The sequence below is a fragment of the Cryobacterium sp. Hh7 genome, from assembly GCF_004403155.1.
In the GTDB taxonomy this organism is placed as follows: domain Bacteria; phylum Actinomycetota; class Actinomycetes; order Actinomycetales; family Microbacteriaceae; genus Cryobacterium; species Cryobacterium levicorallinum.
This window is the reverse complement of sequence record NZ_SOHG01000053.1, coordinates 43,770-55,405: the sequence shown is the minus strand read 5'-3', so window position 1 is coordinate 55,405 and position 11,636 is coordinate 43,770. Positions and strand designations below refer to the sequence as shown.

The following is an 11,636-nucleotide window of genomic DNA, read 5'->3' as shown; positions in this document are numbered from 1 at the left end:
AGAACTTTGACGGTGTTGTAGCAATCCGGTCTATGGTGACCCCATGCGTAACCCGCCGCGACGCCGCCCCGTGCACAGAGCTGTGCTCACCGCTGCCGTGCTTTTCCTTGCCGGCACGCTGAGCGGATGCCTGGCCGCTCCCGTCCCGCCCAACACGGCATCACCCGTCGCGAAAGCTACGGCCGCTCCCGCTCCCGCTGAGGCTCCCCCGATCTTCGCCTCGAACGACGAAGCCCTCGCTGCCGCGACTTCGTTCTATTCGTCGTATCAGGCAATGGCCAACACAATTTCGCGAGAAGGTGTTAACGCCGACTGAAAACAGGGCCAGAAACGCCAACTGAAAACAGGGCCACCAACCATTATGGAAGGTGATCAAATTGGATGATTGGGCTGAGATTCGCCACCTGCATTCGACGGGGAAGCATTCGAAACGGGAGATAGCACGGCTGATCGGGGTGTCTCGCGGGACGGTCGATCGGGCGTTGGCCGTGGACAGGTCGCCGACGTATCAACGGGAGCCGACGGGGTCGAGTTTCGACGGGTTCGCCAGTCAGGTGCGGGTGCTACTCGCGGCGACGCCGACGATGCCGGCCGCGACGGCTGCAGAGCGGGTGGGATGGTCGGGGTCTCCGTCGTTGTTTCGGGCCAAGGTCGCTGAGCTCCGACCGGAGTATGCGGTGCCGGATCCTGCAGACCGACTGGTGCACCCTGCCGGTTTCCAGATCCAGTGCGATCTCTGGTTCCCGCACGAGGACCTGCCGATGGGGCATGACCAGGCTGCTGCGCCGCCGGTGCTGGTGATGACGTCAACGTTTTCGGGGTTCATCCAAGCGCGCATGTTGCCGTCGCGGACGACACCGGATCTGCTCGGCGGAATGTGGTCGCTGCTGCAGGAGGCCGAAGCTGTTCCGACGCGGTTGACGTGGGATAACGAGACGGGCATCGGCCGTGGGAAACTCACCGAGCCCGCCGCCGCTTTCGCCGGGACCCTCGGCACTCAGATCAAACTGCTCAAAGCCCGCGACCCCGAGTCCAAGGGCATGGTCGAACGAATGAATCGGTTCTTCCGCAGCCGCTTCATGTCGGGCCGCACTTTCACCTCTCCCGATGATTTCAACGAGCAGCTCGCCGCGTGGTTACCGGTGGCGAACAATCGTCTCTCTCGGTCCCGCCGTGGTCGACCCAACGACCTTGTCAGCAGTGATCGGGCCGCGATGCGCGGGCTGCCGCCGATGGCACCGGAGGTGATGTTTCGCAACAGCGTTCGGCTGCCACGCGATTACTACGTTCGAGCGTTCAGCAACGACTACTCCGTTGACCCGGCCATGATCGGCCGCGTCGTCGACGTGGCGGCGAGCCTTGACCGTGTCACTGTTCACCACGACGGTGTCCTCATCGCGGCGCACCGCCGAAAATGGGCGCGACAACTCACCGTCACCGACCCCGCGCACGTGCTCCGCGCGGCCGAGCTGCGTGCCCTGTTCCAAGCCCAATGCGCCCGCCGGCCCCCGAGCACGACCATCGTCGAGATCGCGTCGTTGACTCGCTACGACGAACTCTTCAACGTGGACCTTGAACCGGCACCATCCGTGCTGGCGGTCGCGTCATGATCGGCCCGGAAGCGGCCTCGCAGATCGAGTACTACGCCCGTGCCCTCCGAGCACCCCGGATCAGTGAAGCGTTCCGCCGCCTCGGCGATCAAGCCCGCGACGCGGGGTGGTCCCACGAGGAATACCTCGCCGCCGTGCTCTCCAAAGAAGTCTCCGAACGTGAAGCTTCCGGCGCCGGGCTGCGAATCAAAGCCGCACGGTTCCCGGGGTTCAAGACCCTCGAAGACTTTAACTTTGAGCACCAGCCCTCCGCCGACCGAAACCTCATCGCGCACCTGGGCACGAGCGTGTTCCTCACCGAAGCGAAGAACGTTGTCCTGCTCGGCCCTCCCGGAACGGGGAAAACGCACCTCGCCGTCGGCATCGGGATCAAAGCCGCCAAAGCCGGCCACCGGGTCCTCTTCGACACCGCGACAGGCTGGGTAGCCCGCCTGCAAGAAGCCCACTCACGCGGCAAACTCGCCGCCGAACTAACCCGGCTACGCCGTTACAGCCTGCTGATCGTCGATGAAGTCGGCTACATTCCCTTCGACCAGGACGCCGCGAACCTGTTCTTCCAACTGGTGTCCTCGCGCTACGAACACGCGTCGCTGATCATGACGAGCAACCTGCCGTTCGCTCGCTGGGGTGACGTCTTCGGAGACCTCACCATCGCCTCCGCCATGATCGACCGCATCGTTCACCACGCCGACGTCATCAGCCTCAAAGGCAACAGCTACCGCCTCAAGAAACACGAGCCCGCCGCAACTACGGCACACTAGAACCACACGAAAGTGGCCCTGTTTTCAGTTGGCAGAAATGGCCCCATTTTCAGTTGGCGTTAACAGAAGGTGGTGCCGACCCGAATCGAATAGAGCCATTCGTCACCGAAGACATGCTTCCAGGAGAAATCGCGACCTATGAAAGATTAACGGCTCGCGGGGTCCACCTCGTCGGCGATATTGGTTTTGACTCCATGACTGTTCAATCCGCAAATCTCCAGGCAGGGTCAATAAACCTATACATGTGTTTAGACGTTTCCCATGGCGAAGTAGTTGGCACCGATGGCAATTCGGTAGCGCCACCAGACAGGCCCACACGATATCCACTCGTCGTGGCACTCGTTCAGAATAATGAAAATAGCCAACTTCTCCTCGAGAAATCGGAAATATGGTCCGGATCAGACTTCTGCTAGTCCTGGCCAGCCTCTCGGCTATTGCCATGCCCCAAATGTTTGTTGCTCCGGCAACTGCTCAAGAGAAGGCCCGCCTGATCGCGACCGTGGAGCTCGGAGTTCCCCTCGAATCACCACCGGATTCCGACGGCATAGCGCATGGAAATGGGGTTGACCTCTTGGCGGGCTACACCAGCAAAACGGATGGCCAAAACGCAGGCGGCAAGCGCTCTGCCTCAGGCCGTGGGACTGGCTCGGCGGGCGACCTGAAACGACCGGCCATGTGCGTGAGCCACAAATCGACGACGGAACCCAGCCAATGGGTTCCCTGCAACACCGGCGGCCTCAGCGACATAGTGGAACGACACCCCCAGCTCCTACCCACCATCGCCGCACCCCCGGCAGCGTGCCCACTCTGCTCCGCCGAGACCATCGTCCGCATCTCCGACCTGCAAAACTTCCCCGCGCCGACCGCCCCAACAGGCATGGAACCCAACGGCTGGGCCATCGTCGGACTCGCCGCCAACTTCTGGACCGGCGCATCCACTCAAATCAGCGAAGGAATCCTCCTCGGCCAACCCGCGCAGGTCATGTTCACCCCGATCGGCTACCACTGGAACTTCGGCGACGGAAACACCGCCACCTCCCCGACCGGAGGCGCCAGCTGGGAAGCCCTCGGACTTGCCGAATTCACCACCACCGACACCAGCCACAAGTACACGGCCAAGGGCACCTACTCCATCGTCCTCACCATCAAATACCACGCCGACTACAGCTTCGGCGACCAAGGCTGGCGCCCCGTCGACGGCACCATAACCATGCCCTCCGCCCCATTCACCGTCACGGCCGCAAACGAATCCACCGTGCTCGTCGCCGAAGACTGCCTCACCAACCCCCACGGCCCCGGCTGCTGACCACAGCGGCGCGCCTCCCCCCGCCTGACCGTGCAGCGGATGCTCGCCGAAACTGTCCCGGCCAACTCTGGCCGCACGAGACGCCCGAGATGCCCGAGATGCAAACTCTGGTCCCATCGTTCTTGCGACATGCCATCTTTTGCCCCATGGCGAGGTCGCAAGGTGCCAAAAGTGGCACCTCACGCACGTCGGCGGGTAGGCAGGCGCACAGCGACGGCGAGACGCCCCCGCAACCCACTTGGTGACGACTTGAGATCGGACAGCGCGGCGGCAAACAGCCGACCCGCTAACGGCGCGGGTAGTCCCGGGCCGGGGAGCCCACGTAGAGCTGCTGCGGGCGACCGATCTTGGTGGCCGGATCCTCGTTCATTTCACGCCAGTGCGCGACCCAGCCAGGCAACCGACCGATCGCGAAGAGCACGGTGAACATGCGGGTCGGAAAGCCCATCGCCTTGTAGATGACGCCGGTGTAGAAGTCGACGTTGGGGTACAGACGACGTTCCTTGAAGTAGTCGTCGCTCAGCGCAATGTGCTCGAGTTCCTGCGCGATGTCGAGTAGGTCGTCCTTGACGCCGAGAGCCGCAAGCACCTCGTGGGCGCTCTCCTTGACCAGGGTGGCGCGCGGGTCGTAGTTCTTGTAGACCCGGTGGCCGAAGCCCATCAGCTTCACGCCGTGCTCTTTGTTCTTGACGCGTTCGACGTACTTCTCGACGCCCTGACCGGATGCCTGGATCTCGCCGAGCATCGCGAGCACTGCTTCGTTGGCGCCACCGTGCAGCGGACCGAACAGGGCGTTGATGCCGGCCGAAACGGACGCGAACAGGTTGGCCTCGGTCGAACCGACCAGGCGCACCGTCGAGGTGCTCGCGTTCTGCTCGTGGTCTTCGTGCAGCATGAGCAGGCGTTCAAGCGCCTTGCTGACGACCGGGTTGACCTCGTACGGTTCGGCCATGTTGCCGAAGTTGAGCTTGAGAAAGTTGTCGACGAAGCTCAGCGAGTTATCGGGGTAGAGAAACGCCTGCCCAATGCTCTTCTTGTGTGCGTAGGCGGCCATGACCGGCAGTTTGGCCAGCAGACGGATGGTCGAGATCTCGACCTGCTCCGGATCCTTCGGGTCGAGCGAGTCCTGATAGAACGTCGACAGTGCCGAGACGCCGGACGCGAGAACGCTCATCGGGTGGGCCTTGTGCGGCAGCGAGTCGAAGAAGCGGCGCATGTCTTCGTGCAGAAGAGTGTGGTGACGGATGCGATCGTCAAAGTTGGCGAGTTCACTCGCGCTGGGCAGCTCACCGTAGATGAGCAGCCAAGCCGTCTCGAGAAAGTTCGAGTTCTTGGCAATCTGTTCGATCGGATACCCGCGATAGCGCAGGATGCCGGCATCGCCGTCGATGTAGGTGATCGCGGAGCGGGTGGCCGCCGTGTTCACGAAGCCGTAATCCAGCGTGGTGAGGCCGGTCTTCTTGGTCAGGGTTGAGATGTCGATGCTCGACACGCCGTCCACGCTGGTCAGGATCGGGAACTCTGCGCTGCCGCCGGGAAAGGTAAGCGTGACCTTGTTGGGGTCAGCGCTCATCGGTTCGCCGGTTGTAATGTGCTGCGCAACGTCGGTCACGGAACCTCCTCGGGTCTCACTGACGGATGAAATGTGGCGACGCGTCACTGAGTCGGCACTTTAACTTACTGCCGTGGTCGACTCCGTCGCGACTACAGCCTAATCTGCCCGGCCGCCTACTGTTGCATCAGCTAAGAGTTCGGGCGGTTCGTTGGTGATCATCCACAGCTCAGGCCCGCAAGCGAGCAGCAGCTGCAGCGATGCGTTCGTCGGTCGCGGTCAGCGAGAAGCGTATGTGCTCGGGGTAGACGTCACCATAGAACGGGCCGGGGCCGGCGAGGATCCCGAGGGAGGCCATCCGTTCGATGGATTGCCAGGCTGGTCGGCCCTCGGTCGCCCACAGATACAGGCCGGCTTCGCTGCGGTCGATTCGAAAACCGGCCTGTTCGAGCGCCGGCCGGAGCACAGCACGGCGCGCTCGATAGCGTTCCTTTTGCGCGGCGACGTGCTCGTCGTCGCCGAGGGCAGCGATCATGGCAGCCTGCAGCGGTGCCGGCAGCATGAGTCCGGCGTGCTTGCGCACGGTGAGCACCCGGCCCAGCACGTCGCTGTCACCGGCAGCGAAGGCCGCACGGTACCCGGCCATGTTGGACTGTTTGCTCAGAGAATAGATCGCGACGACCTTGCGCTGCTCCCCCTCGATGACGCGGGGGTCGAGAATGCTCGGGATCGGTTCGGTGTCATACGGGGCGTCCCAGCCGAGTTCGGCGTAGCACTCATCGTTCACGATCACGGCGTCGAGTTCGCGCGCGCGGTCGACGGCGGCGCGCAGCTCGTCAACCGAGAGCACCCGCCCATCAGGGTTGCCCGGGCTGTTCAGCCAGATCAACTTGGTCGAGTCCGGCCATTCGGCAGGGTCGTCGGCGGCCAGGGGCGTGGCGCCCGCGATCGCGGCGCCGATCGCGTAGGTCGGGTAGGCGGCAAGCGGATGCACGATCGTGTCACCCTCGCCGACGCCGAGCATGAACGGCATGAGCGCGACGAGTTCCTTGGAACCGATCGTGGGCAGCACGTTGTTCGGCTCCAGGCCGGTCACCCCGCGGCGCCGGGCATACCAGGCGATGATCGCCTGCTGCAGGGCGGGCGTGCCGACGGTCTGCGGGTAGGCGTGGGCATCCGTCGCCGCGCGCAGCGACTGCTGCACCACGTGGGGCGTTGCATCGACCGGCGAACCGATCGACAGGTCGACGATTCCATCGGGGTGCTGCCGGGCCTGAGCGGCGAACGGCACCATCTGGTCCCAGGGGTAATCCGGGAGCGGCTTCAGCACGAAGACCGCTTAGTGCTGAACCTGCGGCGGCAGCGCGGAGATGACGGGGTGGTCCTTGGCGAGCACGCCGACCTTGGCCGCGCCGCCCGGGGAGCCGAGGTCGTCGAAGAATTCGACGTTGGCCTTGTAATAGTCGGCCCACTGTTCGGGCAGGTCGTCTTCGTAGTAGATGGCCTCGACCGGGCAGACCGGTTCGCAGGCACCACAGTCGACGCACTCATCCGGGTGAATATAGAGGGAGCGTTCGCCCTCATAAATGCAGTCCACCGGGCATTCGTCGATGCAGGCACGATCTTTCACATCGACGCACGGAAGAGCGATCACATACGTCACAGGCTTGGGATTCCCTTCGAGAGCGGACTCCTGATTCTACGCCCCACCGCCCTGGTGCGGCGCCCGGAGGCGCGGCGGCAGCTTCGGCCAGGCCAGCACAAAGGCCGCGATCAATGCCGGAACCACGGTCCACAAGGTTCCCGGCAAACCCGCAGGGACGAGCACCGACCCCCCGGAACCGCGCAGCGACAGCACGAAAATGGTCACCAGCAGCCCGGTAGCGGCCAGCCCGACGACGAACCGGTCGCCGATCACGAGGCGAAGGCCGAGCAGCAGCGCAGCGATCGCCACGAACGCGATCGTCAGTCCGATCGGCAGCGCGATGCCGAACAGCGTGAGCGTGGCCTGGTGCGCGATGGTTCCCAACACACCAAAGAGGATGCCCACGAGCAGGCCGCCGAGGCCGGCCAGCGATCGGTTCGCGAGAGTGAGGCGAGCGGGCCGGGAGGCGAGCTGCGGCGGGGCTGGGTGAGGTGCATTCGTTTGCAGAAACGTTTCGGTGTCGGTGATCACGTCGGTCGTGCCGTCGACCAGGGCGCGCCTGTGGTCGGTGACGTTCCAGCGCGCGGGAAAATGCGCCAGCGCCCGCAGCTTCTGCTCGAGCTGAGCGCCCACGTCGATCGCCACGAGGCGCTGTCCGGGCGATTGTCGCACCGTGCGGGCCAGAAACACGGGCAGGCCAGCCGCGTGTGCGGCCACGGTCGCGGCGTCGCGCAGAACATCGTCAACGGCGCCGACGACCAGGGCGGTCGCACCGAGTTCATCGATTTCGTTGTGCAGAGCGCTGCTGGCCTCCAGCCCGCGTGGCAGCTCATGCCAGCTGCGCGCGTTAAGCGCGGCCAGCGCGGCCTGCACCGCTGCGGCATCCGTTTCGGTCAGCGCTGTGGCGTAGAGCACGACGACCCTCGCCCCGTCGGCGCGCAATCGGGCAATCGTGCCGCCGGTCAGCGCGGATTCGTCGCCGGGTCGGTCATGCACGAACAGGATCCGCTCACCGCTGCCGGACATGACCATGGGCGCACGCACCGTTTCTGCTCTGCTGGCTATTGATTACGGGCTCAGAATCCAATCGTAACTAGACACGGTCACGATCCACGGGCTAGAGTCAGATTCGGTAAGGTTAGCCTTACCAAAATCGACGCCCGAACCCGACGAGGAACCCCTGTGCTCGCAAACTACCTGATCGGCCTGCGCGAAGGCCTTGAGGCCGCGCTGATCGTGACAATTCTCATCGCCTACGTCGTGAAAATCGGTCGACGTGACGTGCTGCCGCGCATCTGGCTCGGTGTGGCCCTGGCCGTGCTGCTCGCCCTCGGCATCGGCGCGCTGCTGACCTTCGGCACCTACGGGCTGTCGTTCACCGCACAGGAGACCATCGGCGGCGTGCTCTCGATCGTCGCGACCGGGCTGGTGACCTGGATGGTGTTCTGGATGCTGCGCACCGCACGCGATCTCAAGGGCCACCTGCAGGGCAACATCGACAAACACCTCGTCGGTGCAGGCCTCGGACTCGTGCTCGTGGCATTCCTTGCCGTCGGCCGGGAGGGCATCGAAACGGCCCTGTTCATCTGGGCGGCCGTGCAGGCCACCGGCGCCACGACCCTGCCGTTGTTCGGTGCTGCGCTCGGCATCCTGACGGCAATCGGCCTCGGCGCTCTCATCTACGCCGGCATGCTCAAGATCAACCTGGCGAAGTTCTTCACCTATACCGGTGCCATCCTCATCGTCGTGGCGGCTGGTGTGCTTTCCTACGGCGTGCACGACCTGCAGGAGGCCGGCCTACTGCCCGGGCTGCACGCCCTCGCCTTCAATGTGAGCGCCGCCGTGCCCCCGGACAGCTGGTACGGCACGCTGCTCAAGGGCACCCTGAACTTCTCCCCCGCCACCACCTGGCTGGAGATGTTCGCCTGGCTGGCCTATGCCGTGCCCACCCTGACGGTGTTCATCAGAAAGAGCCGTCACGGCCGCCCGAGCGCCCGCCCCGCCCTGGCTCTACCAACCGCACCGGCGACCACGCCCGTCGCCGCGCACTAACTCTTCTCGCCCAGCTCAAAGGATCTCCATGCCCCGTGTCTTACGTTCCGCCAGCCTGCTCGGCCTCGGCGTTCTCGGTATCGGCCTGCTGAGCGGCTGCGTCGCCAACAGCCCGGCGGCCACCCACACCGCGCTCACGGTGGACAGCAGCGCGACCGACTGCGCGGTGAGCGCGAACGAGGCGCCGGCCGGCAGCATCCGTTTCTCGGTCACCAATTCCGGTGACCAGGTGACCGAGTTCTACCTGCTGGCCGCAGACGGCCTGCGCATCGTGGGTGAGGCGGAGAATATCGGTCCAGGACTCACCCGCGACCTGGTCGTGCAGCTCGCCGAGGGCAGCTACTTCACCGCCTGCAAACCGGGCATGACCGGCGACGGCGTCGGCAAGGCCGAGTTCACCGCCACCAAAACGGATGCCGCCGCCACCGTCGACGTTGACCTCGTCACCCAGATCGACACCTCGAACACCAACTACGCCTCCTACGTCAGCGACCAGATCGACCAGCTCGTCACCGGCACCGACGCGTTCGCCGCCGCCTATTCAGCCGGGGACGACGACACCGCCCGCAGCCTGTACGCCTCCACCCGGGTGCACTGGGAGCGCGTCGAAACCATCGCCGAATCGTTCGGCGACCTCGACCCCAAGCTCGACCTGCGCGAAGCTGACCTCGAAGAGGGCCAAAACTGGACCGGCTGGCACGCCATCGAGAAGGATCTCTGGCCGCAAGACGCTGAGGCGGGTTTCGTGGCCTACACCGCCGAAAAGCGCGCGGCGCTCACCGAGCAGCTCGTCGCCGACACCGCCACCCTGCACGAGAAGGTGCAAGGCCTCACGTTCACCCTGTCGCAGCAGACCAACGGGGCCATCGGTCTGCTCGACGAGGTCGCCACCGGCAAGGTCACCGGCGAGGAAGAAGCCTGGTCGCACACCGACCTCTGGGATTTCCAGGCCAACGTCGACGGCGCCAAAGTGCTTTACGACGGGGTGCGACCGATACTGCTCAAAACGGATGCCGACCTGGCCGCTTCGCTCGACACCGAGTTCGGTTCGCTGCAGACACTGCTCGACGCCCAACGCGTTGATGAGGGCTTCAGGCTCTACACCGACCTCACTCCGGCCGAGATTCGCGCCCTCGCCGACCAGGTCAACGCGCTCGGCGAGCCGCTCAACCAGCTCACGGCCGCGCTCGTGTTGTGACGGGCTGGACCCGTTCTGAGCGGGCAGAATCCAGCGAAGCCGGGTCCACCGAACCGGCCGGCACCGCACGAGGCCTCTCCCGGCGCGGGCTACTCGGCCTCGCCGGGGCCAGCGTCGCCGGCATCGGGCTGGGCGCAGCCGGGGACCGCGTCGCGCTGGCGGCGTCGGCGTCGCCGGGTGAGGCATCCGCTTCGGCGGTCTACCCGTTCTATGGCAGCCACCAGGCCGGCATTGTCACGCCCGCTCAGGATCGTCTGCACTTTGCCGCGTTCGACGTCTCGGCGGACGTGACGCGAGCCGAGCTGATCGAGCTGCTCCAGGACTGGACGGTCGCGGCAGCCGCGATGTGCGCCGGAGCGGATATCGGCGAGTACGGCGCCGTCAGCGGCCCCTACGATGCCCCGCCCGAGGACACCGGTGAGGCGCAGGGGCTGCCCACGGCCGGCCTTACGATCACGTTCGGCTTCGGTCCGCCCCTGTTTGAAACAGCGGATGGCGTCGATCGCTTCGGCATCGTCGCCCGCCGCCCGGCCAATCTGACGCCACTTCCGCACTTTCCCGGGGACGACCTCGATGTCGGGCGCAGCGACGGAGACCTGTGCATCCAGGCCTGTTCCAATGATCCGCAGGTGGCCGTGCACGCCATTCGCAATCTGTCCCGCATCGCCTTCGGCCGGGCGGCCCTGCGCTGGTCCCAGCTCGGATTCGGACGCACCTCATCGACATCAACAGCCCAGGCCACCCCGCGCAACCTGTTCGGATTCAAGGACGGTACCGCCAACATTAAGGCCGAGGAGCCCGCGGTCGTCACCGACCAGGTCTGGGTGTCCGCGGACGACGGGCCTGCCTGGCTGGCCGGTGGCTCCTACCTGGTGGCGCGGCGCATCCGGATGACCATTGAAACCTGGGATCGCACGATTCTTCGCGAGCAGGAGGCGGTGTTCGGCCGCACCAAGGGTGCCGGTGCTCCGCTGTCAGGCGGAACCGAGTTCAGCGAGCCAGATTTCACTCTGGCCGGCCGCGAGAATGAGCCGCTCATCGGTGCTGCAGCCCACGTGCGGCTCGCGCATCCGACCCAGAACCACGGCATGAAGCTGCTGCGTCGTGGCTACAACTTCGTCGACGGCAACGATGACCTGGGGCGGCTCGAGGCCGGTCTTTTCTTCATCAGCTTTCAGCGGTCTCCGAGACAGTTCACCGCGGTGCAGCTCAACCTGGCCAAGCACGATGCGCTCAACGAGTACATTCGGCACGTCGGGAGCGCGCTGTTCGCGGTGCCGGCCGGGGCAAGCGCAGGGAGCTACGTGGGCGCGGCTCTGTTCGCCTAAAAGGACTCAAAGACAAGAGACTCAAAGACGCAAAAATGCAATGACGCAAAGAGTGGGTGCTCAACCAAGCCGTGAGTTTCGGGGCCATTTGAGCGATTTTTGGGGCCGAGATTCACGCGTCGGCGAGGATTAATGCGGGAAGCCCCCGCAGCCGAGGCTGCGGGGGCTTCTGCGAGAAAGCAGG

Annotated in this window: 11 protein-coding genes; 7 read left to right on the top strand and 4 right to left on the bottom strand. The window is 64.9% G+C overall.

What is annotated here, in order from left to right:
• Window positions 1–43: 43 nt before the first annotated feature.
• The 4 genes from E3T43_RS14435 to E3T43_RS14420 all read left to right on the top strand — a co-directional run bounded on the left by E3T43_RS14435 (window position 44) and on the right by E3T43_RS14420 (window position 3,677).
• Complete coding sequence (locus tag E3T43_RS14435) at window positions 44–316, top strand: hypothetical protein (protein WP_134472943.1); 273 nt, start codon at window positions 44–46, stop codon at window positions 314–316.
• A gap of 52 nt (window positions 317–368) precedes the next feature.
• Window positions 369–1,610, top strand: a complete 1,242-nt coding sequence (locus tag E3T43_RS14430; protein ID WP_194088240.1) for a helix-turn-helix domain-containing protein — start codon at window positions 369–371, stop codon at window positions 1,608–1,610.
• Window positions 1,607–2,371, top strand: coding sequence for an IS21-like element helper ATPase IstB (istB, locus tag E3T43_RS14425; RefSeq protein WP_134472942.1), 765 nt, complete (start codon window positions 1,607–1,609; stop codon window positions 2,369–2,371). Before E3T43_RS14430 ends, istB begins: the two co-directional genes overlap by 4 nt.
• 439 nt (window positions 2,372–2,810) lie before the next feature.
• On the top strand, window positions 2,811–3,677 hold the full coding sequence (locus tag E3T43_RS14420) for a PKD domain-containing protein (protein WP_134472941.1): 867 nt from the start codon (window positions 2,811–2,813) through the stop codon (window positions 3,675–3,677).
• A gap of 286 nt (window positions 3,678–3,963) precedes the next feature.
• Here E3T43_RS14420 and E3T43_RS14415 read toward each other — a convergent pair whose 3' ends face one another.
• The 4 genes from E3T43_RS14415 to E3T43_RS14400 form a co-directional block, all read right to left on the bottom strand.
• Complete coding sequence (locus E3T43_RS14415) at window positions 3,964–5,250, bottom strand: citrate synthase (RefSeq protein ID WP_134442015.1); 1,287 nt, start codon at window positions 5,248–5,250, stop codon at window positions 3,964–3,966.
• A gap of 208 nt (window positions 5,251–5,458) precedes the next feature.
• Entirely contained in the window at window positions 5,459–6,559 is a 1,101-nt protein-coding gene (gene dapC / locus E3T43_RS14410) for a succinyldiaminopimelate transaminase (RefSeq protein ID WP_304999035.1), read from the bottom strand.
• A 9-nt stretch (window positions 6,560–6,568) separates the two neighbouring features.
• Window positions 6,569–6,892, bottom strand: a complete 324-nt coding sequence (gene fdxA / locus E3T43_RS14405) for a ferredoxin (protein WP_134380421.1) — start codon at window positions 6,890–6,892, stop codon at window positions 6,569–6,571.
• A gap of 36 nt (window positions 6,893–6,928) precedes the next feature.
• Window positions 6,929–7,906 carry a hypothetical protein gene (locus E3T43_RS14400; RefSeq protein ID WP_134472940.1) on the bottom strand — a complete coding sequence of 326 codons (978 nt, stop codon included), beginning with the start codon at window positions 7,904–7,906 and terminating at the stop codon, window positions 6,929–6,931.
• Between the two features lie 150 nt (window positions 7,907–8,056).
• On the opposite strand from E3T43_RS14400, the gene efeU reads away from it, so the two are divergent.
• The 3 genes from efeU to efeB are packed head-to-tail and all read left to right on the top strand — an operon-like array spanning window position 8,057 to window position 11,452.
• On the top strand, window positions 8,057–8,926 hold the full coding sequence (efeU, locus tag E3T43_RS14395) for an iron uptake transporter permease EfeU (RefSeq protein ID WP_134441990.1): 870 nt from the start codon (window positions 8,057–8,059) through the stop codon (window positions 8,924–8,926).
• Between the two features lie 28 nt (window positions 8,927–8,954).
• Entirely contained in the window at window positions 8,955–10,124 is a 1,170-nt protein-coding gene (gene efeO / locus E3T43_RS14390; protein WP_134441991.1) for an iron uptake system protein EfeO, read from the top strand.
• Window positions 10,121–11,452 (top strand): iron uptake transporter deferrochelatase/peroxidase subunit, encoded by a 1,332-nt coding sequence (gene efeB / locus E3T43_RS14385; protein WP_134472939.1) that lies wholly within the window; start codon window positions 10,121–10,123, stop codon window positions 11,450–11,452. Before efeO ends, efeB begins: the two co-directional genes overlap by 4 nt.
• Window positions 11,453–11,636 lie beyond the last annotated feature (184 nt).